This is a genomic window from Collimonas sp. (assembly GCF_035566555.1).
Lineage (GTDB): Bacteria > Pseudomonadota > Gammaproteobacteria > Burkholderiales > Burkholderiaceae_D > Collimonas.
Genome location: NZ_DATMRB010000030.1, coordinates 22,519 through 49,003 on the forward strand (window position 1 = coordinate 22,519; position 26,485 = coordinate 49,003).

Here is a 26,485-nt window from a genome sequence, read left to right on the forward strand (position 1 = left end):
ATCCACTTGAATCAACCTCAGGGTTTCCCCATGCGTACTACTCCGCTTTCCACATTCCAGTATCGATTTTGGCTGGAATGGTCGTTGAATCCAGCTTCTGCGGCTTACACAACGCCGCTGGTGTTTCGTCTGTCCGGCCATCTGGAGCCGGACGCCCTGCGGCGTGCGCTGGAGTGCTTCGTTCATGACTACGATGAAGGATGCCGGTCCAGCTTCAAGGCCGACGGCGACCGGGTGCTGCGGCATGTGGCAGGGCGGATCGACGTCTTTCTTGATTTCGTCGACGCCAGCGGCGATCCAGCACCTGGCGAGCAGGATACGGAACAATGGATAGCCTCCAGGACCTCGCAGGTTTTCGCCCTCGACAAGGCGCCGCTGTTCCGCTTTTCATTGCGGCGAACCGGCAACGACCAGCATATCCTGGTACTGGCTTTTCCGCATATCATCTCGGATGCCTTTTCCGCAGCCTACATCATTCAATGCCTCACGTTGTTGTACAACCACTTTGCGGCTGGCGGCGCGATGCCGGTGGCGGAAATGGCGGATTTCTCCAGCTATCTGTCGCTCGAAGCGGAATACCTGCATTCTTCACAGCAAGAGCAGGATATTGCCTACTGGCGGCAGGCCCTGAGCGGACGCCAGCTGGGCGTTGTCCTGCCTGCTCCCGGCTCTGAGCAGGAGGAGGGCTGGAGCAGTCACCGCTTCGCCCTGGATGCCGACACCCTGGGACGGCTGAAAAACAGTGCGAAGCAGAATCGGACTACCTTGTTCCTGATCATGTCCAGTCTGTATGCGGTGACACTGGCGCGTGTTCATGACTTGAATGATTTCGTCATCACCTACCCAGTCAACATGCGGCCGCGCGGCTTCAAGGGAGCCAGCGGATGCTATGTGAACAACCTGCCGATGTGGATCTCGCTGCAGCGCGGGCAGACTCTCTCCGAAGTGGTGGCGCAGATCACAGCCCAGCGGGCGGAAAGCAAGTTGCACCAGCAGTTGTCGCTGACCGAGATGGTGGCTGCCCTGCGCGGCGCCGGCGCGTTAGCAGAGACAACGATTTTCAATGTCAGCATATCAGAAGCCTTTTTTGTCCAGGATGCGCCCATCGGATTCCATGGCGTCGAAGCGGAACTGCTGCCCGTCAGCAGCAACGAGCGTCCGTTCGACCTTAACCTGGCCTACCAGGTGACGGATGGCATTGCACTCAACATCGAATTCAACCGGGCCCGCATGTCAGCCGAGCAGGCAGCTGCTTTCGCTGCCAGTTTCGAGCTGGTAGTGGCGGCATATCTGCAAGCAGACGATAGCGGAGCTTATGCTATCGAAGTGCATTCGGCAGAGCAGCGGAGCCGCCTGGAACAATACTGGCATGGCGCGGGCAGCGACGCGGACGGTGCGAGCTGGGTCGAGCGCTTTGCCGCGCAGGTGGCGCGGACGCCGGATGCCATGGCGCTGGGCTTTGGCAGCGAGTGGCTGACGTACCGGGAACTGGACCAGCAGTCGGCGCGGTTGGCGGGCTACCTGCGGCAGCGCGGCGTCGTGCCGCATTCCCTGGTCGGGTTGTGCTGCGAACGTTCTATCGAAATGGTACTGGCAATCGTCGCCGTCCTGCGCGCCGGCGCCGCCTACGTGCCGCTGGATCCCGAAGCGCCGCCGGAACGTACCGGGCAGATCGTGCGCGACGCCGGCCTGAGCATCTTGCTGACCCAGGCTGCCTGCCCGCAGCATCTGGCCGCTAGCGGCATGGCGATTTGCGCGCTGGAACACCGGCAGGAATGGCTGTCGGCCCAACCCTTGGAATCTCAGCCGATTCATCTCGATAGCCTGGCTTATGTCATTTATACCTCCGGCTCAACCGGCACGCCCAAAGGCGTGGCCAATACGCATCGCGCTCTGATCAATCGGCTCGATTGGCACGGAAGTTTGCTGGAGCAGGGAAAAGCGCCGCGCGTGCTGCAGAAAACACCGTATTACTTCGATGTCTCCGTCTGGGAGTTCTTGTGGCCGCTGCAAAGCGGCTTTGAACTGCTGGTCGCGCCGCCTGCCATCCATAAAGATCCGGAAGCTTTAAAGAAATTGCTGGTGGAACAGGGGATCGGCGTCGTGCATTTCGTGCCGTCGATGCTGAGCGCATTTCTCGATGCGTTTGATGAGCAGGATTTTCCTCAGTTGCAGCTGGTGGTGTGCAGCGGCGAAGCCTTGTATGCCGAACAGGCCGACATGTTTTACCGGAAACTGCCCGGCTGCCGGCTGTACAACCTGTACGGCCCTACCGAGGCAGCGATCGATGTCAGCGCCTGGGCCTGCTTGCCGAGCAGTACCGCCGCGCTCGCATGTGTGCCGATCGGGCGGCCGATCGACAACGTTTCCCTGTATGTGCTGGATTCCAATCTTGACCCTTGCCCGCTGGGCGGACGCGGCATGCTGTATATCGGCGGAACGGGTCTGGCGCGCGGCTACGTCGGCCGGGCCGACCTGACTGCGGAAAATTTCATGCCGGATCCCTATGCCGCGGCGGCCGGAGCGCGCATGTACCGCTCCGGCGATCTGGCGACGCTGGACGAAAACGGCGTCATCCATTATCTGGGCCGTCTTGACGAGCAGGTCAAGATCAATGGCAACCGGATTGAGTTGCGCGAAGTCGAAGCCTGCCTGCTGGCATTTCCTGGCGTGGTCTTGTGCGCGGTGGTGCCGGTCGAAATCCAGGGGCGCGTCAGGCAGCTCCACGCTTATGTCGAAACGGTGCGCGACAGCGCCGGCTGTCATCCGGAACGCTTGCACGATCACGTCACCGCCTGTCTGCCTGACTATATGCGGCCACAGCGCATCGATGTGCTGGACAGCATGCCGATGCTGCCGACAGGAAAAATGGACCGTCGGCGCCTGCGCCAGATCCTCGACGCCAATGACCGGCAACATGCGCCGCCGAGCCGTGAAAAGACTGCCTTCCAGAGCGAGCTCGCAAGCGAGTGGGCAGCCGTGCTTGACGTTGCGGATATCGCCTGCAGCGACAATTTTTTCATGCTGGGCGGCAGTTCGATCCAGGTCATCCAGCTGACCGGCCGGATAAACCGGCGCTACGCTCTGTCGCTGTCGCCGCAATTGCTTTTTGCAGCGCCTCTGCTAGACGACTACGGCAGCAAGGTCCTGATGGCGATTGCCATGGATGCAAAGCAGAAAAACCGGCTTGAAAGCCTGTTCGAGCAACTGGCGCCGGAGGATATGGATGCCTTGCTCAAAATCGTTTCATCTTCGGGAGTGCCGGTCTGATGTCGCTGAATGAATCCATCGAAACAAAACGCAACAGGCTGCTGGCCGCTTTTTCGCGTATCAGCCCGGATCAAGCCTTCGCCGGGATTTCCCGCCAGGCGCGCCCGGCGGCGATTCCTGCTTCCGACGAGCAGCATCGTTTGTGGCTGCAGATGTCCATCAGCGGAGTTTCAAGCCATTTCCATATCCCCCATGTCCTGGATGTGCATGGAATGCTGGATCGCGCGGCGTTCGTGGCCGCAGTCCAGGATATGGCGGCGCGGCACGAGGTGCTGCGCAGCAACTTTACCGAAACTGCAGGATCGCTGTTCCAAGTAATCCGTCCGCTGCTTGAAATTACGGTTGAGGAACATCATCACGATGCGCAGGTATCGGAAGAACAGATTTCCCGGCATGTCGCCGCCGATGTCGCGCTGCCTTTCGATCTGGCCAATGGACCGCTGCTGCGGGTAAGCCTGCATCATGTCAGCGCAGAACGTCGCTTCGTCGTCCTGACCGTGCATCATCTGGTTGCCGACGGCTGGTCGCTGGACCTGATGCTGGAACAGCTGTGGGCCGCCTATGATGCGCGCCGGCAGGGCCACGCGCTGGCGGCGCCTGGCGAGGATGCATTGCAGTATGCGGATTATGCCTTGTGGCAAAAACAGGCCGTAACAGCCGGATCATTTGACGCCAGCCTTGATTACTGGGGCGGCAAGCTGCGCGGAGTGCAGAGCTTGAACCTGCCGCTGGCGGCCGCCAGGCCGAAGCTGCAGTCGCATTGCGGAGACCTGCATTTCTTTCCGATAGCGCCGCCACTGCGCGCCCAGGCCGAAGCTCTGGCGCGCCGTCATGGCAGCACCTTGTTTACAGTCATGCTTGCGGCCTGGCGCCGCCTGCTGGCCGATTACTCCGGCCAGGACGATTTTTGCATCGGCACCACGGCATCAAATCGCTTGCGTCCCGGCAGCGAACAAATCGTCGGCTTCTTTGCGAATCTGCTTGCCTTGCGCACCTCGTGCGCCGGCTGCGTGTCGTTTACCGATCTGCTGCAGCGCGAGCAGCAGACCACGCTGGATGCGCTGAAGCATCAGGAGTTGTCCTTCAACCAGGTCGTGGCGCATATCGACCCGGAACGCGACTACAGCCGCAGTCCGCTGTTTCAAGTCAATTTCGTGCTGCAGAATACGCAGGACGCGACGGCGGCAATGCCGCAGGCGAAGGCGAGCGATCGCGCGCTGACCATGGTGCGCCGTAATGATCTGTACCGCTACGCGCAATACGAGCTCACCTTGTTCGCGGAACAGACAGCGGCGGGAATGGATTGCTGCCTGGCTTTTAATACCGATCTGTTCCAGCTGACTGACATTGAACGCATGGGGCAGGCGTATACCCATTATCTGCAGGCGCTCACTAGCTACCCTGAGCGGCCGATGCAGCAAATCGGGCTGCTTCCCGCGTCGTTGCAGCCACTGCTGGAAGACTGGCAGCACAACCATCCCTGGCCTTTGTTGCCGTCCTCCATAGGTAGCGTTATCAAGCAGCTGCGACAGTCTCAGCCTGAGCGCATCGCCATCCGCTGCGGTGCGCGCCAGCTCGATTTTGCCGGCCTCGACCAGAGCGCCAACCAGCTGGCCCGGCATATCCTCGATCTGGGCATTGCGCCAGGCAGCCATATCGGCATCCTGCTGGATCCCGGCATTGATGCCGTGGTCAGCATGCTGGCGGTGCTGAACGCAGGCTGCGCCTATGTGCCGCTGGATAGCCGCTATCCGGCCGAGCGGTTGCAATATCTGATCGACGACAGTAACGCCGGCGTCATTATCACCAGCGAGGCGATGCTTGAACGGGTGGCCGTCCTGCAGGACAGTTTCCTGAATCTGCTGGTGCTGGAAGAGCAGCGCAAGGAAATTGCCAGCCATTCCGGGGAGTTGCCCGATATTCCATTGCGGCCGCAGGCTGCGGCCTACCTGATGTACACCTCAGGCACTACCGCCCTGCCAAAAGGAGTGCTTGTGCCGCAACAGGCAATACTGCGCCTGGCTTATCAACCCGATTATGTCGACGTCTCCGCGGACGATGTATTCCTGCAGTTCGCGCCGACGGCGTTTGACGCTTCCACTTTCGAGATCTGGGCTGCATTGCTCAACGGTGCAACGCTGGTTGTGCCGGAGGCGCCGGATACGCCTTTGGACAAGCTGGGCAGCTTGATCGACGACGAGGGCATCACGATCCTGTGGTTGACCAGCGGCCTGTTTTCGGCGATGGTGGACTATGCGCCGGCTTCCCTGAGCCGGCTGCGTTACCTGCTGTGCGGCGGCGACGTGCTGTCTGCTGACCATGTGGCCAGGGCTCAGGCCTTGCTGCTTGACGGCACTGTAGTGAACGGCTACGGACCGACCGAAACCACCACCTTCGCGACTACCTATCCGATACGGGGAAAAATCAATGGCGCGACGGTGCCGATCGGTGCGCCTATCCGCGGCACCTCTGTCTATATATTGGACGAACAGCTGGAGCAGGCTTTGCCTGGCGCTGTCGGCCATATCTATATCGGTGGCGCGGGATTGGCCCACGGCTACTTCAACCGGCCAGAACTGACTGCCGCGGCCTTCCTGCCTGATCCGTTCAGCAAGCAGCCAGGCGCCCGCATGTACCGCAGCGGCGATCTTGGCATCTGGCGTCACGACGGCCAGCTCAGTTATCTGGGACGCAGCGACCGGCAGCTGAAGTTGCGCGGCTTCCGGATCGAACCGGCGGAAATCGAAGCGGCACTGCTGCAATGCAAAGGCGTGCTGGCGGCTGTGGCCGTGGCGGATGTCACGGCCCAGGGCGACAAGCAATTGTTGCTTTACTGGAGCGCCGATGCGGATGCGGCCGTGGTGCCGGAAGAGGCGCTATTGCGCCGCCATCTGCAGGGCAGATTGCCAGAGTATATGCAACCGACGTGCTATTGCCGGGTACCGTCCATGCCGCTCACGGCGAATGGCAAGATCGACCGCGCGGCATTGCCGCGCCTGGTGACTTCTGCTGTCGAGCGAGTTCCGGCTGCCCGACAGCTTAGCGGCCTGCAGCAACGCCTGTACCAGTTGTGGGAAGACGTGCTGGGGCGCAGCGGTTTTGACATCAGCGAGGGATTTTTCGATCTCGGCGGCGATTCTCTGCTAGCCATCCGGCTGAAGGCAAAGGCGCAGGAACTGGGAATTGAATTTGATATCCAGGATCTTTTTGGCAGCCAGAGCATCGAGGCGCTGAGCGTGTTGCTGGAACAGCGCAAGCCGCTGGCGTCTGTGCCTGAGGCCTGCAGCGCGCCGCAGCCGGCGCTGCTGAGCGCCGCCGACGCGGCACGCCTTCCGGTTGGCGTCAGCGATGCATATCCGTTAAGCCAGCTGCAGCTAGGCATGCTTTTTCACAGCCATCGCCACAGCAATTCCAGCCTGTACCACGATGTAATCGGTTATGTCGTCGCACATCCTTGCAATGAAGCATATCTCGCCGAGAGCCTGGCGCTGCTGGCCGCACGCCATCCTTTGCTGCGGACTTCGCTCGATATGGAAAATTTCTCGGTGCCGCTGCAGCTGGTGCATGAGCAGGCCAGAATTCCGCTGACGGTAAGCGACCTGCGGGAACTGGACCACGGGCAGCAGACGGCCAGCATCAGCGAATTCATGAACCAGGAAAGATTCCGGCGCTTTGACCCGGCTCAGGCGCCGTTATTCCATAGTTTTGTTTTTAAACTGGACGATAGCCGCTTCAAGCTGGTCTGGAGCTTTCATCACGCTATTCTGGACGGCTGGAGCGAAGCGACCTTGACCACGGAATTCTTGCAGCAGTATGTGTCGTTGCTGGCGGGAACGCCCCTGTCCTTCGAACCTGTGCGGACTACTTATCGTGATTTCATCGGCTTGGAAAGAGCTGCGCTCGCCAGCGGCAGCCATCGGGATTTCTGGCGGACGATGCTGGCCGGGGTCAGGCCGACATCCTTGCGGCGCAAGCCGGTGCTGGCGGCAGAGGCTGGCGAGCAGGTCGCGTATCTGCAGGTTGCCATATCCGCGGAGCTGGCCGCTGCGTTGCGGGGTGTGGCCCGCAGCGCCAATGTGCCGCTCAAAAGCGTGCTGCTGACCGCCCATCTGCATGCCCTCAGCGTGTTGACCGGACACGACGATGTCGTGGTGTCGACGGTGACGCATGTGCGGCCGGAAACCGAAGATGCCGACAAGGTAGTGGGCCTGTTCCTGAACTCGGTGCCGCTGCGTGCTGTCTGCAGCAGGAGCGCGCCGGCCATCGACCAGGTCCGTTCGGTATTCGAGACTGAATCCAGCATCTATCGGCATCGTTTCTATCCTTCGCAGAAAATTCGCCAGGAAGCCGGCGGCGTCGAGTTGGGCGAGGTGCTGTTCAACTATACAAGTTTCCATATTCTGCGGCAGCTGGCGCCGGCCGATCTGGCGATGCTGCAGTCGCGCGATGGCCATGCGGTCAACAGCTTTCCAATCCAGTTCGATTTCTCGGTAGCCGCCAGCGACCAGCAATTGGTCTGCTGGATCAGCTACCGGACCGATGTCTTCGATGCTGAAGATGTTGCGGAACTGGCTTACGTGCAGCAGCAGGCATTGCTGCGCTTGGCGGGCCTGCCGCATGCGCCAGCGTGGCTGCCTTCGGCTAGCGAGCAGCTGCTTTCTGCCTGGGGCGCTCCGGACTGTGCGGTGAGCGCCGATAGCCTGGGCGACCGCTTGCTGGCGATTGCGTGCCGCCAGCCGGAAGCGGTGGCGATCATCGATGGCGCTCAGCACATCAGTTATGCGCAGCTGGCCGAACGCAGCGGGCAACTGGTCGCGGCGTTGGCCGCCATGGGCGTGCAAAAAGGCTCCACTGTGGCGGTATGCGCGGAACGCTCGGCCGCCGGGCTGCTGACGGTGCTGGCACTGTTCCGGCTAGGCGCTATTTACTTGCCGCTCGATCCGGCGCTGCCATCCATGCGCATGGACTACATGCTAGCGGATGCCCAGCCTTGCCTGATTGTCGGTACGCAGGCGGCGCCGCAATTCCTGCAGCAGCATGCGATCCGCTTTGTTACCTGCGATGCACTGGCAGCGCTGGCTCCTGACTGTTTGCCGGCGCCGGCGCTAGTCCAGTCCAGCGACCCCGGCTATATCCTGTATACATCCGGTTCCACCGGACAGCCCAAGGGAGTGCTGTGCCGGCAGGATGGCATCCTGGCCTTGTTCCAGGACTTGCAGCGGCATTACGCCTTGTCCGGCGCCGACCGGGTGCTGTGGAAAACCGCGGTCTCCTTCGACGTCTCGCTGACGGAAATGCTGTGGCCCTTCGTGGCAGGCGCTGCCGTGGTGATCGCACGCCAGGATGGGCAATACGATCCAATCTATCTGGCGCGACTGATAGCCGATAGCGGGGTGACGCTGGTCAATTTCGTGCCGTCGATGCTGCACCTGTTCCTGCAGGCGAACCGTTTCGATGCCGGCAGTCCGTTGAAGGCGATCTTTGCCGCGGGTGAAGCATTGCTGCCGGCGACCGCGGCGCTGGCCAAGCAGGCATTGCCGCAGACTGTGCTGTTCAATGCCTACGGCCCGACCGAGGCGAGCATCTACGCGACAATCTGGCGGTGCGCCGGCGAGCGGGTGCTGATTGGCAAAGCGGTTGGCGACATTGGCACGCATATCCTGGCAGACGACCTGTCGCGTTTGCCAATTGGCGCGGCAGGGGAACTGTATTTGTCCGGCCGCGCGCTGGCGAGCGGTTACTTGAATCAGGCGCAGCTGACGGCCGAACGTTTCCTGCCCAATCCTTATGGCGGCGCCGCCGATCCCTGGCTATACCGTACTGGCGACATGGCTCGCTTTGATCGCAACGGCAATATTGAATTCCTGGGACGCAATGACCAACAGGTGAAACTGAGAGGTTTTCGGATCGAACCGGGTGAAGTCGAATCCGTGCTTGGGCGCCACGCCGGCGTTGCCAAGGTCGCCGTGGTGGTCCGCGCCCACGGCGCGCAGGCCGCCCAGCTGTGTGCGTTCGTCGAAAGCAGCGGGAAGGCGAGATTTGCCGCAGGCGAGCTAAAGGCCCATGCCGAGGAGTATTTACCGGCTTACATGGTGCCGGATGTCATTGTCGAGCTGGCAACGTTGCCTTTTACCGCCAGCGGCAAGATCGACCGCAAGCGCTTGCTGACTTGCACTATTGATACACCTTTGGCACAGCCGCGCCAATACGACTTCAATGCCTCGGAAGCAGCGATTGCTGCCATCTGGCGCGACGTCCTGGGGCTGCAGGAAGTGGATCCGGATGCCAATTTCTTTGATATCGGCGGCCACTCCCTGGCCCTGATTCAATGCCAGATGCGGCTGCACGGGCATTTTGGCAGGGAAATCGATATCGACCAGCTGTTCCGCCACACTTCGGTGCGGGCGCTGGCGAGATGGATTTCCGGCGATGGCTCTCATGGCGCCGCCGCTGCGCCGGCAGCCGTCGCCAAGCAGGTCGGCGGCAACGGCGCGGACGTGGCCATCATCGGCATGAGTGCGAGTGTCTCGGGCGCAGTGACGCTTGATCAATACTGGTCGATGCTGATGGACGGACGCGATGGCATCACCCGCCATGACAACGCCAGCCTGCGGCAGCTTGGCGTGGCCGAAACTGTGCTTGCCAACCCGCGTTTCGTTTCCGCCAAAGGCATGATGGCCGATCCCGGCAATTTTGATGCGGCTTTCTTCGGTTACACGCCGCGCGAAGCGGAAATCATGGATCCGCAGCAGCGCAAGTTGCTGGAGCACGCCTATCTGTCGCTGGAAAATGCCGGTTATGCGCTGCCGGAAGCGGGCATTGACGTCGGCGTCTATGTCGGCAGCGGCGCCAGCAATTACCTGCTGAGCCATGTGCTGGGCAACGAGCAGGTGGTGGCTGCGCTGGGGCATTATCAGATCAATGTACTTAACCAGCCGGCCACTCAGATCGCCTACCGGCTGAATCTGACGGGACCGGCGATCACGCTGGATACGGCGTGCTCGACATCGCTTGTGGCAATGCACATGGCAAGCCGGGCCATACTTAACGGCGAATGCCAGATGGCGCTGGCCGGCGCGGCGTCGATCGGTACAGACGAGCTGCCGGGCTATCTGCATCGCAGCGGCGGGATTTTTTCGGCCGATGGCTATTGCCGCGCCTTTGACGCCGAGGCTAGTGGTACGGTTGAAGGCAGCGGGGTCGGCATGGTGCTGCTGAAGCGGTATGACCAGGCGCTGCTGGATGGAGATCATGTCTATGCGGTGATCAAGGGATCGGCCGTCAACAATGACGGCCATCACAAGATAGGCTATACGGCGCCGAGTCCGGAGGGCCAGGCCAGAGTGATTCGGGCGGCGCTGGCGCAGGCTGGCGTAGCGCCAGAGTCGGTTGCCTATGTCGAGACCCACGGCACCGGCACCGTGCTGGGCGATCCGGTCGAGGTGGCCGCGCTGAAGGCGACCTATGGACAGCATCGTACTGCGGCCGCACCCTGTCTGCTGGGCGCAGTAAAGAACAGTATCGGGCATCTGGATAGTGCTGCAGGCGTGGCGGGAGCCATCAAGGCGGCATTGGTGCTCAAGCGGCGGCAGCTGCCTGGGACTCTCCATTTTCAATCGTTCAATCCGCTGCTTGGCCTGGAGGAGGGTGGCTTTGCCATCAATTCCAGCCCGCTGGATCTGGCGCGGAGCGCGGCACCGCTGCGTGCCGCCGTCAGTTCCTTCGGTATCGGCGGCACCAACGCCCATATGGTACTGGAAGCGGTAGAGGAAAGCGCGGCGGAGCCGTCTGCGCAACGCTTCCATTGCCTGCGGCTGTCGGCCAGGACTCCGCATGCCCTGCAAACCATGGCGGCCGATCTGGGCGCCGCCCTGCAGGGCAAAACCGGCCTGGAGCTGGCCGATGTCGCTTACAGCTTGCAGGTCGGCCGCAGGGATTTTTCCTGGCGCGCTTATCTTGTGGCGGATACGCTTGAGGCGGCGGCAGAGCGGCTGAGCGCTGGCGACCTGAAGCAGCGGGAAAACCGGCAGCAGAACTTGCCGGTGGTGTTCCTGTTGCCCGGCCAGGGCGCGCAAAAGCCAGGCATGGGGCGTGAGCTGTACGAGGAAGTGCCCGCATTTCGCCTGGCGCTGGACAAGGTTTGCGCGCTGTTCGATCAGCAACTAGGTATCCAGCTCATATCGCTGATGTTTGCCGAGACAGCCGCCACTGAGACCCGGATCGTACAACCGCTGTTGTTCGCCTATCAGTACGCCCTGTATCAAGCCTGGGTGGCATCCGGCGTGCGGCCCGACTACATGATCGGCCATAGCCTGGGCGAGCTGGTGGCGGCCTGTTGCGCCGGGGTGTTTACATTGGAGGCTGCCGTCAGCCTGGTGGCCTGGCGGGCCGCGGCGATGCAGGCTCAGCCGCCCGGGGCGATGCTGGCAGTGACAATGCCGGAACACGAGTTGCTAGCGCGCTTGCCTGCCGGACTTAGCCTGGCTGCTGTCAATGCTCCATTGCAGTGCGTGGTCTCCGGCAGCGTGGATGATATTCAGCGGTTCGGACAGCAACTGCGCGAAGAAGGCATCGGCCAATCCCGCCTCGCATCAGAACATGCATTTCACTCGCCGCTGATGGCGGCTGCGGCCGAGCAGCTGGCGGCGCGCTGTGCTGCCATGACGCTGGCAGAACCGGCGATTCCTTTTGTGTCGAATCTCAGCGGACGGATGATTACTGCGCAGCAGGCAACCGATCCTGGCTACTGGGCCGAGCACATGCTGCAGACGGTGCGGTTTTCTGATGGTGTGCGAGAGCTTGCGTCCATGGGCGAGGCAATTTGGCTTGAAGTCGGTCCGCGCGACCTGCTGGCCTCGCTGGTGCGTATCCATCGCGTTTGCCCGGCCGAACTGGTGCTGGCGAGCTTCGAACGCGGTATCCAGAACGCAGAGGCCTTGAGCAACAGTTATGGCCGTCTGTGGTCGTGCGGTGCCAGGCTGCATACGCGCCATGGCTACCAGGGCGAGGCTCGGCGACGCCTGCCGCTGCCGGGCTATCCCTTCGAGCCGAGCCGCTTCTGGTTGCCGCCACCTTCGGCGGCGGCACATCGCCCATCACAGGTCCAGCTGGGCGAGACCGCGGAAGCTGGCGCGGAGGTCGCCGCGGCTGTGCCGGCCCGTGCCGAAACGGGCGGCCCTGTGCGTTCTTTGTCCGCAGTTGAATCGGTCTTGCTGGAAATCTGGAAGGAATGCCTGGGACATGAACACATCGCGCCCGCCGACGACTTCTTTGAACTGGGAGGCGACTCCCTGCTAGCTGGACGCATCCTGGTCCGCATCCAGGAACGCTTGCGAATCGAACTGCCGCTGGTGACATTTTTCGACCACCCGACCATCGCCGGCTTAGCGCAAGCAATGTCCGGGGCCGCAGACTCGCCGCCGGTGCAGGAAACCGCGTCAGCCGAGGCGCAAGAGGCGCAACCATCCGTCAGTCGCCAGGCGCCGCTTTCATTTCAGCAGGGACGCTTGTGGACCCTGGAGCGGCTGGGCATGGGCGGGCAGGTGTTCCATCTTCCGCAATGCATCCGCCTGCGCGGCCGCGTCGACCGGCAAGCCATCGAACTTGCCCTGGCCGAACTGGTGAAGCGACACCCGGCCCTGCGCACTTCTTTTCATGTTGGCGACGGCGATGCTGATTATCAATGCATTCGTCACTCTGCCGCGTTTGAACTGCAGGCCATTCCATTTTCGGACGGTTCGCTGGAATCAGCACAAATCTTCTTGTCAAGGCAATTGGCGCAGCAAATGGCAATCCCTTTCCGTCTGGACCGGGCGCCCTTGTTTCGTGCCGCGCTGGTCGAATTTTCTGCAGACCATGTCTGTCTGCTGATGGTGTTTCATCACTTGGTGGTTGACGGCTGGTCATTCAAGCTGATCGCTCGCGACCTGGCCGCGTTATATGATGGCATCCGCCGCGGAAAACTGCCGCCGGCGCCCCAGCTTGATTGGGACTATGCCGATTACAGCAGCGCTCAGTTGTCTGATTTCTCCGGCGGCCGATTTGCCGTGCAGCAGAGGTTCTGGCAGCGCCAGCTTCAGGGTCTGCCCCTGATTGACCTTGATGCAGACCGCAGCCGCGGCAATGGCGTTTCCGGTATCGGCCGCGAATATCGCTTCAATATCGATGCCGCTCAGTCCGCCCTGCTGGAGCAGCTGTGCCGCGAGGTTCATGCGACGCCTTACGTGGTGTTGCTGTCGGCGTTTTTACTGGTGCTGTCACAGCATAGCGGCCAACGCGACCTAGTGCTCGGTTCGCCGGTTGCGAACCGTTCAGCGAGCAAGGTCGAGAATCTGGTCGGCTTTTTCGTCAACATGATGGTGTTGCGGGTCGATCTGGGTGCCGCCGCTAATCTGCGGCATTGGATCGATCTGGTGCGCGCCAGCGTGCTGGCCGCGCAAAGCCATCAAGACTATCCGTTCGAGAAGCTGGTGGAACAGCATGCGAGCCCGCGTAACGCCAGCCTGACGCCATTATTCCAGGTGGTTTTTTCCATGCAGGAAGAACCAAGCCGCAATTTCGTCTTGGGCGACGTGGAAATCGCTTTTGAAGAGCTGGGCGAAGTGGTGGCGGAGTACGATCTGACACTCAACCTGTTTCGGCAGGGCGCAGGTTTTTCCGGGGTCCTGCAATATCGCACGGGTCTTTTTGAGGATCGTGCCATGGTTCAAATGGCGCAGCAGTTCCAGCACGCTTTGATGCTGATGAGCAGCCGCGGCGCCATGCCGCTCCATGAAGTTTGCCTGCTGCCGGACGCCGCGCAGCAGCACTTGCTGACAAGTTGCAATCCTCTGCCGCCAATGCAGCCGGAAGCGCATGATGTGCTGGCCTTGCTGCGCGCCAGTTTGCGTGCCGATAACAGCGCTGTCGCGATCGTTACGGAACATCGGAGCGTGACTTACCGCGAACTGGCGCAGCGCACGGATACCGTGGCCCGCAATCTGGCCGCGCTCGGCGTCGGAGCCGGAGGCCGAGTTGCGGTATGCGGTTCATCCGGTATTGAGGCGGTATCGCTTATGCTGGGCATTTTGCGCTGCGGTGCGAGCTACCTACCGCTGGATCCGGCGGCGCCGCAGGCGCGGCAGCAGGAGATCCTGACGCAGGCGATGCCAGTATTGCTGGTTGCCGGCGCGGCAGCGGCGCCAGCCTGGCAGCATTGCCCGCGGCTGCATGTCGAGGCATTGATGGAGGCAGATGGCGGAGCGGACCAGGCGCCATTGCCTTGGGACCTGGCTCCCGCGGCCTGCGCCTATACCTTGTTCACGTCCGGTTCGAGCGGTACGCCGAAAGGCGTGGAGGTCAGCCATCGTGCGCTCAGTCATAAAATACAAGCCTTGCATCGTGCCTATCGCATGACAGAGAGCGACAGGGTACTGCAATTTTCGTCACCGGTGTTCGATGTCTCTCTCGAGGAGATTTTCACCGCGCTGCATACCGGGGCCTGTTTGCTGATGTTCGACAAGGCTGCATGGCCGTCGATGACCGCTTTCAGCCGCTGCCTGGAGGAAAATGCCGCCACCGTAGTCAATCTGCCGGCATCATTCTGGCGCGCATGGCTGGCTGAAATGACCTTGGGCGGGGGGGGGGTGCCGGCCACGCTGAGACTGCTGGTGACGGGCAGCGAACGGGTCGATCCGGCTGCAATCCAGGGTTGGCGGAAGCTCGCCGGCAGACAGGTCGAACTGCTCAACGCCTACGGCTTGGTAGAAAGCGTCATTACCTCGATTGTGCATTCCTGCGATCTGAGCGGTTCGGCTTCGCTTCGGGATGTGCCGATTGGACAGCCGCTGGCAGGCAGCTTTGCCTATGTTCTGGATGAGCACTTGCAGCCGGTGGCGCCGTCTTGCCGCGGGCAGCTGTATCTGGGAGGAAGTGCGCTGGCCAGCGCTTATCTGGGGCGCCCGGAGCTGACCGCGGAATCTTTCATTCCGGATCCGTTCTGTACTGAGCCGGGAGCCAGGATGTATCGCACAGGCGATATGGTGAAGCGCAACGCCGAAGGCGACATTGTATTTCTGGGACGGCGCGACCGCCAGGTCAAAGTACGCGGCATACGGGTCGAACTGGCCGAGGTGGAGCGTGTTTTGCTGGATTTGCCGTCGGTCCGCGAAGCTGCCGCGCGCGTGGCGAGGAGCCATGATAATGAGAGGCCGGAGGCGCGGATCGAAGCCTTCGTCGTCCTTGAAGCCGGCGATTCTGCCGACGTGCGCCAGCTGATGCAGGAATTGCGCGCTGCCGCTGCAGCCCATCTGCTGCCGCATGCGCTCGCCATATTGCCAGCGTTGCCAAAGACGGCCGGCGATAAAACCGATTATCAGCAATTGCCGCTGATCGACGCCCCTGGCGAGGTCGATGAAGAAGCGCTGGCCACTCCGGCCATGCAAGCGCTGCTGGCGGTGCTGCGTGCTGTCCTGCAGCTGTCTCATGTCGATCTTGACGATAATTATTTCGGCTTGGGCGGCGATTCGATTTTGGTGCTGCGAGCCATATCCCAGTTGAACCGGCAGGGTTGGTCCATCGATCCGCAAGAGTTCTTCAGCTGTCCGACCATTGCCGACCTGGCCGCATGCATGAAACCGATGGAGCGGCCGATGCCGGCAGAGATGGAAAAGCTGGATTTTCCGGTCAGTCCGTACCAGCGACGCCAGTTGCGGCGACAAACCGCCGCGCACTGGAATCGCTCACTGCTGGTGCGGGCCGCTCAGGAACTGCAGCCTGAGGCTTTGCTCAGCACCCTGCGGATCTTGCTGCTGCGGCATGCCGGTTTGCGTTGCGTCTTTGACCGTTCTCTTGAAACAGGCCGGATCTTGCCGTTTGAGGAGCGCATGCTGGAGATGGTCTTCAGCAGCCATGACCTGCGCGAACTGAACGCCCCGGAGAAATTTATCCAGGAACATAGCGCTGCCTTGCAACTTTCCTTTGAATTGGATAGGGGGCCGTTGATCCGGGTGTCGCATCTGCGTTATGCGGACGGCCATGACCGCTTGTTCATTCTGGTGCATGGATTGCTGGCCGACAGCCATGCCTGGTCCGTGCTGCTGGAAGATCTGTCGCGTGATTACCAGCTGCAAATGAACAATGCGGGTGCGCCGGGAGTGCAGGCCGAGCTTGCCGACGACGCCTATCCACGCTATCTGCGGCAGCTGGAGCGGCGATTGTCTCATAGCGTGCAGGCCGGCGTGGCAGCGTCTTATTTTGCAAAGATGACGGATAACGTCGCAATTCCATGCGATCGCAAAGACGAAAATACCGAATCGAGCCAGCGCTTGATCCGTCATGTGCTGGACGACGCCAGCGCTAGGACGCTATTGGTCGAGCTGCCGGCTCAATTCAGGCTCAAGGCAGCGACAGCGGTGATCGCCGCTGCCGCCGGCGCCTTGTGCGCCTGGGCGCAAGGGCCACTGGTGGTGGATGTCGGACGCCATGGGCGCGGCTGGCTGGACGAGCCGGCGGTGGGGCGTACGGTAGGCTGCTTTGTGTGCGATTTGCCGCTTTACCTGCATCCGGATAGGGATTACCAGCGCTTTTCGGGACTGCATGCGCTTGAGGCGACACTGGAAGAGATGCCGCTGGCGGCGCTCGGATTCGAACGCTTGCCGGCGCCGACCGAGAGTAGCGGGGCCGCTGCATGGATGCGCATCGCGCAACCGGAAGTCAGCGTCGATTTCGTCTCGGCGCCGGCAGCTCATGCGTCCAGCCTGTTTTCTCAAGCGCTGGAAAATGTCGCGGAGGACAGGGCGCCGCTGGATCAGCGCTCGCATTACCTGAATCTGGTGGCCATGGTGCGCGACGGCGAAGTGCTGCTGGAGTGCCGTTACAGCGAAGCGCTGCATGATGCGGCCTCCATCGACGCCATCATGCTGGCATGGCGCCAGCGTCTGTCGGCGATTCTTTTACAGGCTGGCGAGGAACTATCTACTGCAATTGACCATAACGATGAATAAGAAAATCTACTTGAAATCCAATGTTGTGTTCGAGCCCCTGATCAACCAATGGTATGCCTGGACTTTCCTGTTGCAGCCGGCGACCTATGCCATGCTGCTAAAGAATTCGCAACTGCGTATCATGGAATCCTTTGTCAAGGCCCCCGAGCTGCACAAGCGTTCGGCTGAAAAGATGGCCGGAGGACCGTTTCTGAACGGCGGCAAGGAAATGGTCGGTGCGATAGAGAGCTTGATCGCCGGCAGCAAGGTGCAGTGCGCCGCATTGCTGGAACTGGCGGATGCAGTCCGTGATCTCGATGCCTTGCTGGCTGAAAAGGCGGACGGCGACAGCCTTGCGCCGCTGTACGCGCAAATTCCCGTTGCGCTCCGGGGGCTGGTAGAGCTTGGCTACGATCTGCATGGACATCCTTCAGTCCGTTTCATTGAAAGCCTGCTGTATGCCAGCGAGTATTACCTGCCTGCGCTGCAAAGCGTCAATGGTTTTCTCGCCAGCAGCGATGACCGCAGTTTCATGATGAGTACGCCCAGGACGGCGCAGGAACATATGGCGCGGATCCGATTGCCGTTCCGAGATGCACTGTACGATGACTTGTTTGCATCCCGCATTGATGGCGCGAGCCCGGCGCTGGTCGATTCATTGCTGGAACATGTCGAAGGAGGCGCGGCGAAGCGGGCGGTGGTGGAGGCTTGGTTCTCGGATGCCCCGCCTTTGCCGCGTCCGGCTGCGCCTGAGCGCGCCGCCGGTCAGGTGCGGGTTCGCTATTTCAACCATGCGACCGTGCTGGTGGAAAGCGCTGGCTTCAGCCTGATGACCGATCCCATCGTCGGCTATCCGCTCGAACCCGGCAGCGATCCCTTTACTTTTTCCGATCTGCCCGAACGCATCGACTATGTCCTGCTAACCCACAATCACCAGGACCACATTGTTCTGGAAAGCCTGTTGCAGCTGCGCCACCGGATCGGCACCCTGATTGTGCCGCGCAGCCATGTCGGCTTCCTGCAGGATCCTTCCATCAAACTTGCCTTGCAGGCATGCGGTTTCGAAAGAATCATCGAAGTGGGGGAGATGGATACGGTAGCCGTTCCTGGCGGCGAGATTGTCGCCTTGCCGTTTCTCGGCGAACACGGCGATTTGCATATCGCTGCCAAAATGGCATTTGCGCTCAAAGTTGCCGGGAAAAGCCTGCTGTTCGCGGCTGATTCTGACAATCTGCAGCCAGAGCTGTATCAGCGCGTTGCAAAAATCGTCGGCCGCATCGATACCATGTTCCTGGGAATGGAATGTGAAGGCGCTCCCATGTCGTGGCTGTATGGCGCGTTGCTGAAGCAGCCTCTGGGGCGAAAATTCGACCAGAACCGCCGTCTCAACGGTTCCAATTGCGAGCGCGCATGGCCGTTCATTCAGTGTTTTTCGCCACGCCAGGTGTTCATCTATGCCATGGGGGCGGAGCCCTGGCTCAAATTCATTTCCAGCATTGACTACACCGAGCAGTCTTTGCCTATCGTCGAATCCGACAAGCTCATCGAACGTTGCAGGGCGCAGGATATCTGGTCAGAGCGTTTGTATCTGAAAAAGGAAATCAAATTATGAGCGCGATCCTCAGGTTCATCCTGGACGCCGTATCCCTCACGATCATTTAAAAAAGGAATGCCATGTCTGAATCTTATCGCGGCAAACGGCGGCTGGTTCCGCTGATCTGGAAAGGGGTGATGGCAATCGCCTTGCTGCTCTTGCTTGCTGCCGCTGCGGCATTGTATTGGGCCATGCCGGCGGCAACCGGCTATGCGGCGCATTATCTGTGCACGCAATCCCTGGTGGCCGGACGCGATGCCGACGCGGTGTTCCGGCGCGAAGTCGAGCCGATCAATCCTTTGCTGCTGTTGGTGCGATACCGGGTCGACCGCAGCCGCGCGACCGTGCGTGCCGCGGGCCTGGGATTTATCCGTCCTGTCAGCGCTTTGTACCGGCCGGGACTAGGCTGTACCTTGCTGGTGGGTACGGATGCCGCCACATTGATTCGTCAGGCTGCCGGCATTGGATTGCCTGAGGCCCGGCACCTCTCCGAAACCCCTCTTGTCAGCGAAGCCGCCGGCCACGACGAGCGCTTGCGCGAGGTGCTGGACAAGGCCATGCAGGAGCCTAGCGCAACTTCCCTCAGGAATACCCAAGCGCTGGTAGTGATGCATCAAGGACGCTTGCTGGCAGAGCGATACGCGGCCGGAATCGGCCCGGAAACCCCGCTGCTTGGCTGGTCGATGACAAAAACCGTCACGGCGTTGCTGACAGGCGTGCTGGTGCAGGATGGCAAACTGGCTCTAGAGCAGGATGCGCTGCTGTCGGACTGGTCGTCGCCGGCCGATCCGCGGCGCCGGATACGTCTGCAGAATCTGCTGCAATGGACTAGTGGCCTGGATTTTCAGGAAGACTATATGCCAGGGTCGGATACCACAAACATGCTGTATGAATCGGGCGATATGGCACATTATGTCGCCAGCCGTCCGTTGAAAGACGCGCCTGGCAGTCACATCAATTATCAGAGCGGGGGCAGTGTCCTGCTGGCCAAGGTGGTGGCGCGCGCGATCTCTGACCAGCCTCTGGGTATTGTCGGTTTTGCGCGCCGTCGCTTATTCGAGCCATTGGGGATCCGGAGCGCCAGCATTGAGCCGGATGTCGCCGGCAACCTGGTGGGAGGAAGCTACATGCTGGCGTCGGCCAGGGACTGGAGCCGTATCGGACAGCTGATTCTGCAGCAGGGGAACTGGAATGGGCAGCAAATTGTCAGTCGCGACTGGATCCATTTTATGTCGACGCCGCAAACCAACCAGTCGGAAGGGTTGTTTGGCGCTCACCTGTGGCTGAACGCGTCGCGCAACGGCAAAAAACATTTCATGTCGCTGCCAGACGACATGGTCAGGCTGGATGGTTTCAATCATCAGCTGGTGGTGATCATTCCGTCGCGCCAACTGGTCATTACCCGGCTGGGGGCGACGGTCGACGGCAGCTGGGACACTGAGCGCTTTATCGCCGATGTGCTGGCAAGCTTGCCAAGCTAAAGCGAATATGATTTTACGTAGGAAGGATCTGTATGCAGATTAGTGTCCGCGTGGCCGCGGCGCGGGACTTGGCCGTGTTGCAAGAGTTGTTCCTGGCATCGCGTCGCCAGACATATACCTGGATGGCTGGAGATGCTTTCCGCCTAGCTGACCTGGAACAGCAGACCCGGGGTGAAACCATACTGGTGGCGGAAGATGCCCGGGGGGCGATAGCCGGCTTCGTGTCGATATGGGATGCGGACCATTTCATCCACCATCTGTATGTTGATCGCGGTCACCACCGGATGGGGGTAGGGCGCGCATTGCTGGCCGCGCTTCCCGGTTGGCCGCTGCAGAAATATTCGCTGAAATGCCTGTGCCGCAACCATGGCGCGACTGCCTTCTATCGCGCCTGCGGCTTTGCGGAGACGGAGCGAGGCGTGGGAGAGGATGGCGACTATATCGTCTTCGAGTCCGGCAGCGGCGCGGGTCCGGGTTCATGACCGTTCATCTGCGCTTCCGTTTTCAGCAGGCATTGATGTGGGGCAGTTTCGGATTGATCCTGCCTGTATTGACGTTGCTGCTGGTGCATGAAGGGTTTTCCTTGTTCGAGATCGGCTTGTTCGCCGCCTTGTTCAGCCTCTCCACTGTGATCCTGGAGCTGCCATTCGGGGCCTTGGCAGACCGGCTCGGCCGCATCCGAGCCTATCGCTGGTCTTTGCTGACGAATTGTGCCGGCTGCGGCATCATGCTCCTGTGTGAGCAGAAACCTTTGCTGTTTCTCGCCGCCGGCTGTTTCGGCATGGCCAGAGCCATGAATTCGGGCACCGTAGATGCGTGGTATGTCGAGGTATTGCGCGACCGCGGCCTGATGCAGCGCATACCTTATCATCTCGGCTATGCGGAACTGTCTGCCGCCTTGGGAATGGCGGCATTTTCCCTGGTGGGCGGCTTTGTGCCGGATTTGCTCGGACAGCGCCTGTTTGCCAATCCTTACAAGGCTGGTTTTGGCTTGTCCGGTTTGCTGTTCCTGCTTCTATTGTGGCTCACGCCGCGGCTGTTCCCCGAGCCTGAACGTAGCGAGAGCAGTACAGGTGCCGTGAAGTTGTCAGGCCAGCTGCGGCAATTACTCATCTTTGCCTGGCAAGAGACAAGCCTCAGGCCGCTGATCCTGCGATTCATGCTACTGGGAGGCATTATCTCTATCCTGGAAAGCTATTGGCCGGTAGTGCTCAAAAACATGGTGCCGACGACCGGCAATACCTGGATGTTCGGCGTGTTTCTTACCTTGATGCTGGTGGTCAAGGGATTTGGCGGCTGGCTTTCTTTTATTGTATTGCGGATATGTTCCGGCAAGCCTGCGCTGGCCGTAGCATTTTCTTTATTCGGCCTGGCAGGCGGCCTGTGCATGATGGCTAGGGCCCAGCATGCCACGGATCTAGGCATTTTCCTGATGGTCACCGCCTTATTCCTGGGTATTGCCGGCGCGGTCATCAATGCACTTTTGCATCAATGCACACCCGACCATTTGCGCTCTAGCGCATTGTCCTTTTTTTCCCTCGTTTTCCAGCTAGGCGGCATGCTGTCATCCGTATTGTTGGGTTATCTGACCGGCTTGGTCGGCGTCCAGACTGTGTGGGGCGGAATCGGTGCGCTAGCGGCGGTTGCTTCGATATGCGGAATGCTGACGGCCTGTTTTACTGTTTCCTACGCGAAGACTTAGCGAAGCGCTGCGCGGGCGGTCTGCGCCGGAATGCGTTACGCTATCGGGCATGAAGCTATTGCCTGCCATCCTGGAAAAAATTGCAGCTCTCACGCTGGAGCATTAATTTCTTTCAAGTGGTGGTAACTTCAGCATACATATCTTTGAGGTCCCCGGCAAGAATAGGGGTTCTGATCAGCGTATTCGCATATTTTCCACAAAAAACGAAATATTTTCACATCATGGGATTTGTGAGTCTTGCGCGAAAAAAACGGCAGGGCTTATGCGAAAGTGCTCTAACGTAAAGTTATGACTGGAAAAATGCACCTAAGCCTTTGATTTTTATGAATGAGGTAATTTAATACATACGACTTCACGTAAAAACTGATTTACGTAAAAACATGATGGAAAAGCGAAGTTAGGTAATTGCATGTGGGAAAACGAGGTCCAAAACTACTTACGTAAAGGTCTACGGGAAAAGCATTCTTGCGCGTTCTAACTGGACCGCATATCTGTCCGAAAATAATCCGTTTCCAGCATTCGATCTTGCACAGTCAAGATTACAGAAGCCGATGTTCCTTGCGCAATTTAGCAATCGAAGGCGAGTTATTTTTTTGCCGGTGAACTTGGATTTTTACGCTCAATCAACTCAGCAGCCGACTTGAAGGAGCGCCTGGCCGAAAATGTGATGCATTGCCAGTCGCTGGAAGAAAAACACCAGCATGCACGCGAGGTGCTCGAACATTACCGGCAATCGGTCAAGGAGCAGCGCGACCAGGACCAGCGCCGGCATGAGCAGCAGATCCAGCAACTGCAGGCGGAGATGCGCCAGTTACAGCAAGGCCTGATCGTCAAGCAGGACGTTGTGACACGCCTGAACCAGGAAGGCGCGCGTCTGGTAGCTGAGCTGTCGCATGCGCAAAAGGCTCTCTACGAACAACAGGCCCAGAGTCGGCGGTTGGAACAAAAGCTACAAGCACTCCAGACCGTCGAGCAACAGGCCAAAGCTGCCGAGACACGGCTCGCGGACAGGGAAATCCAGCTTCAAGCACAGAATGCGCAACTCGGCACCTCGACCGCGAAGGCAGAAGCGCCGGCAAGTCAGGTACGTGACCTTGAGCTGGCGCAGGCGGCAGCCGATGCAAAACTCACCGCGCAACAGGAAGTTTTGGCTGAGCTGCGCGCCTACCTCGATGGACGGGCGCCTTCCGAAACCACGACGCGCTGATCGTATTAGCCTCGTGAAACGGCTCGTTTGGACACGCCCCGACGATGACCTGATACAAGACAAACCGCTCCAAATACCGAAACAAAGCGAGCGCCGGGAGAGCGAATTGAATTAAAGGAAACTTTCTATCGGCGCGTTAAATCGTAAGGTAGCAACAATTCCCTATCGGTAGCTCGGTGTTCCTCTAGAACTTTTAAGTGAGCTAGATCGTTACGTACTTCGCGTAATTTTCTCACGAAGTCAACAATTGGCCCTGCAGCCATATGACGCGTATCAGAAGCGAAGTAGGCTAAATTTCCAATTTCAACATCATTCACATCGTTAAATTTGTACTCTCCTTTAATATAAGGGAATCTCATCTTCTTGCAAATCAATGGGGCAAGAGCCATGCGGTGCATTTCAATTTTTGGCAGGAGTACTGCAGCTTGAGCTCTCCAAAGCATCCTATCTACTTTACTCTTATCCCCAGCGGCATTGTGCCATGCTGCGTGGCAGCTTTCTACGCCGTCGAAGCAATCCATAACGCCTTGATGCCAGCTTTTGTCTAAAGAAACTCGTTTCGCGTCTGTCCACCCTCTCTGCGTCGCGTAGTCTTTCAATACGTCATGCGGTTTATACAGAGATTTCGTGCCGCTCGCAAAAAAAACTTCTATTAAATCGACATCCCATTGAGATATAGACACAAGCATGTGTGCGATCAATGGGAGTTCAACTTGATCACAACCTAGATCCAGCAAACGTGAACCACAATAGGCCAGCATATCGATTGACGACACCTGTTGACGATCACTCCAAATTGACCCACTTCGGGCAATAAATATCGCTGAAATTTGACCCACGTGATTGAATCATCTGCTCAGTATTTGAGCAGGAGAACAAGGAGTGATCACAGTGGGCATGTTAGCCAAGATTAGGCGGATGTATTTCCGCGAGAAACTCTCAATACGAGAAATTTCCAGTCGCTGCAATATGGCACGCAATACGGTTCGACGATGGCTGCGAGAGCCGGAAATGTCAGAACCCCAATATGCAGAGCGTCAAAGTGAAAGCATTGTCGACCCGTATATTGAGCAATTGCGTCAATGGATCCAAGCTGACACGCATCGCCCTAAGCGAGATCGCCGCACGGCAAAGGCGATGTTTGAAGCAATCAAGGCACAGGGCTTTACTGGCAGCTATGTACTGCTGGCCGTCCATGTCCGCAAGCTGCAAGTAGAGATAAAGAATGCTCCCCTCCGCAAAGCCTTTGTCCCCCTGGCCTTTGCGCATGGTGAAGCATTCCAGTTTGACTGGAGTTGCGAATATGCGTGGATCGGTGGATTGCGCCGGCGTATTGAAGTAGCCCACTGCAAGCTGGCCTCATCGCGGGCCTTCTGGCTAGTAGCGTATTACACGCAAAGCCACGAAATGCTGTTTGACGCTCATACACGGTCATTTGAGGCATTCGGCGGTATCCCTCGTCGCGGCATCTACGACAATATGAAGACCGCCGTGGACAAGGTGCATAAAGGTAAAAAGCGCAGTGTGAATGCCCGCTTTGAAGCCATGTGCGGGCATTACCTTTTTGAGCCGGATTTCTGCAATGTCGCTTCCGGCTGGGAAAAAGGCATTGTCGAAAAAAATGTCCAGGATCGACGTCGGCAAATCTGGATTGAGGCTAGCACTATGCGCTGGACTTCGCTGGCCGAATTAAACATCTGGCTGGCCGAACGCTGCCGAAATGCCTGGGACACATTGCGGCATCCGCAATGGCAAATCATGACAGTAGGTGAGGTTCTACAGGATGAGCGTTTGCAATTGATGCCGATGCCAAAGCCATTTGACGGCTATGTCGAGCAGCCGGTACGGGTTTCCTCCACCAGCCTGATCCACTTCATGCGCAGCCGCTACAGCGTGCCGACTCCTTATGCGCATCGAGTGGTCAGCCTGCACATCTATCCAGATCTGCTGGTATTGGTGGCCGATGGCAGGGAAATTGCCAGGCATCCTCGCAGCTTTGAACGTTACCAAACCATCTACAACTGGCAGCATTACATTCCCTTGATTGGCCAGAAACCAGGAGCCTTACGTAACGGTGCGCCATTTGCCACCATGCCGGAAGCACTGCAAAGCCTGCAACGACATCTACTTAAGCATCCAGGCGGCGACCGGGTCATGGCCCAGGTCTTGTCCGTCATTCCCATTCATGGGCTGGAAGCCGTGCTGGTCGCCGTGGAAATCGCCTTGGAGTCCGGGCGCCCAAGTGGTGAACACGTTCTCAACGTTCTCGGACGATTGAAGGGGCCGCCACCGCAAGAAAATATCCTGTCTATTCCATTGGTGTTGCAAGAGGAACCAGAGGCCAATGTGTCACGTTATGAACAGCTACGCTCTTCTTCGGAGATCGACAATGTCAAATGAAATCATCGGCCAATTAAAATCCTTGAAATTGCATGGCATGGCGCAGAGTTGGCCCGAGCTGATTGCGCAAGCACGCCTGACCGATTTCGATCCAGATAAATTTATGCAACAGCTGCTCAAATCAGAAATCGCTGAACGGGAGGTACGATCGATGGCTTACCAGATGATGGCAGCAAGGTTTCCTGCACATCGTGACTTCAACGGCTTCAATCTTACGGAGTCAAAGGTTGATGAAAATCTGATTACGCAATTGAAGTCGCTCACGTTTCTCGACGCTGCCCACAACCTGGTATTTATTGGCGGACCAGGCACCGGTAAAACACACCTGGCGACGGCTTTGGGAGTGGAGGCTATCGGAGAACACAATAAAAGAGTCCGTTTCTTCTCGACTATCGAACTCGTCAATGCATTGGAACTGGAAAAGGCAGCTGGCAAGCAAGGACAAATTGCTCACCGGCTAATGTATGTGGATCTGGTGATTCTGGATGAGTTGGGATATTTACCGTTTAGCCAGACTGGCGGGGCTTTATTGTTTCATCTGCTGTCGAAATTATACGAGCGGACCAGCGTTGCCATCACGACCAACTTAAGCTTTAGCGAATGGCCGTCGGTCTTTGGTGATGCAAAAATGACGACTGCTTTATTGGACCGGCTCACCCATCATTGCCATATTATTGAGACTGGCAATGACTCCTGGCGCTTCCGAGACAGCGGATCAAGTCAAAAAACAGGCCAAAAAAAATCAATCAAGAAAGGAGAAATGCTACCTCAGACAGATGACTTATCCACAGGCACGGAGTAATTTGAACGTCAAAGGGTGGGTTAAATTTCGACGATAACGCTGGGTCAATTTTAAGCAATCCTCAACAG

At 59.0% G+C, this 26,485-nt stretch carries 10 protein-coding genes; 9 read left to right on the forward strand and 1 reads right to left on the reverse strand.

Features of this window, described 5'->3' with window-relative positions; all coding sequences use genetic code 11:
* Nucleotides 1-30: 30 nt before the first annotated feature.
* The 7 genes from VNZ65_RS04555 (at nucleotide 31) to VNZ65_RS04585 (ending at nucleotide 23,215) form a co-directional block, all read left to right on the forward strand.
* A complete protein-coding gene (locus VNZ65_RS04555) occupies nucleotides 31-3,270 on the forward strand; it encodes an amino acid adenylation domain-containing protein (protein ID WP_325666509.1) in 3,240 nt (1,079 codons plus the stop codon).
* Nucleotides 3,270-17,252: a non-ribosomal peptide synthetase/type I polyketide synthase gene (locus VNZ65_RS04560; protein ID WP_325666511.1), complete on the forward strand. Its 13,983-nt coding sequence runs from the start codon at nucleotides 3,270-3,272 to the stop codon at nucleotides 17,250-17,252. The genes VNZ65_RS04555 and VNZ65_RS04560 overlap by 1 nt, the downstream gene beginning before the upstream one ends.
* 10 nt (nucleotides 17,253-17,262) lie before the next feature.
* The gene (locus VNZ65_RS04565) at nucleotides 17,263-18,843 is read left to right on the forward strand and encodes an MBL fold metallo-hydrolase (protein WP_325666513.1); all 1,581 of its coding nucleotides are present in this window, start codon (nucleotides 17,263-17,265) and stop codon (nucleotides 18,841-18,843) included.
* 62 nt (nucleotides 18,844-18,905) lie between these two features.
* Nucleotides 18,906-20,306, forward strand: a complete 1,401-nt coding sequence (locus tag VNZ65_RS04570; protein WP_325666515.1) for a serine hydrolase — start codon at nucleotides 18,906-18,908, stop codon at nucleotides 20,304-20,306.
* Between the two features lie 32 nt (nucleotides 20,307-20,338).
* The gene (locus VNZ65_RS04575; protein WP_325666517.1) at nucleotides 20,339-20,788 is read left to right on the forward strand and encodes a GNAT family N-acetyltransferase; all 450 of its coding nucleotides are present in this window, start codon (nucleotides 20,339-20,341) and stop codon (nucleotides 20,786-20,788) included.
* 35 nt (nucleotides 20,789-20,823) lie between these two features.
* On the forward strand, nucleotides 20,824-22,008 hold the full coding sequence (locus tag VNZ65_RS04580) for an MFS transporter (RefSeq protein ID WP_325666533.1): 1,185 nt from the start codon (nucleotides 20,824-20,826) through the stop codon (nucleotides 22,006-22,008).
* Nucleotides 22,009-22,648: 640 nt separating this feature from the next.
* Entirely contained in the window at nucleotides 22,649-23,215 is a 567-nt protein-coding gene (locus VNZ65_RS04585; RefSeq protein WP_325666519.1) for a hypothetical protein, read from the forward strand.
* Nucleotides 23,216-23,340: 125 nt separating this feature from the next.
* On the opposite strand, the gene VNZ65_RS04590 is transcribed toward VNZ65_RS04585, so the two are convergent.
* A complete protein-coding gene (locus VNZ65_RS04590) occupies nucleotides 23,341-24,054 on the reverse strand; it encodes a hypothetical protein (RefSeq protein ID WP_325666521.1) in 714 nt (237 codons plus the stop codon).
* Between the two features lie 58 nt (nucleotides 24,055-24,112).
* Between VNZ65_RS04590 and istA the strand changes: the two genes are divergently transcribed.
* Together istA and istB are read left to right on the forward strand one after the other, a co-directional pair.
* A complete protein-coding gene (gene istA, locus VNZ65_RS04595) occupies nucleotides 24,113-25,615 on the forward strand; it encodes an IS21 family transposase (protein WP_414649047.1) in 1,503 nt (500 codons plus the stop codon).
* Complete coding sequence (istB, locus tag VNZ65_RS04600; protein ID WP_325666523.1) at nucleotides 25,605-26,417, forward strand: IS21-like element helper ATPase IstB; 813 nt, start codon at nucleotides 25,605-25,607, stop codon at nucleotides 26,415-26,417. The genes istA and istB overlap by 11 nt, the downstream gene beginning before the upstream one ends.
* Nucleotides 26,418-26,485: the final 68 nt, after the last annotated feature.

Coding starts and splice junctions, on each gene's coding strand:
- VNZ65_RS04555 (WP_325666509.1), top strand. CDS start 31: ATGCGTACTACTCCGCTTTCCACATTCCAGTATCGATTTTGGCTGGAA.
- VNZ65_RS04560 (WP_325666511.1), top strand. CDS start 3,270: ATGTCGCTGAATGAATCCATCGAAACAAAACGCAACAGGCTGCTGGCC.
- VNZ65_RS04570 (WP_325666515.1), top strand. CDS start 18,906: ATGTCTGAATCTTATCGCGGCAAACGGCGGCTGGTTCCGCTGATCTGG.
- VNZ65_RS04575 (WP_325666517.1), top strand. CDS start 20,339: ATGCAGATTAGTGTCCGCGTGGCCGCGGCGCGGGACTTGGCCGTGTTG.
- VNZ65_RS04580 (WP_325666533.1), top strand. CDS start 20,824: ATGTGGGGCAGTTTCGGATTGATCCTGCCTGTATTGACGTTGCTGCTG.
- istA (WP_414649047.1), top strand. CDS start 24,113: ATGTTAGCCAAGATTAGGCGGATGTATTTCCGCGAGAAACTCTCAATA.
- istB (WP_325666523.1), top strand. CDS start 25,605: ATGTCAAATGAAATCATCGGCCAATTAAAATCCTTGAAATTGCATGGC.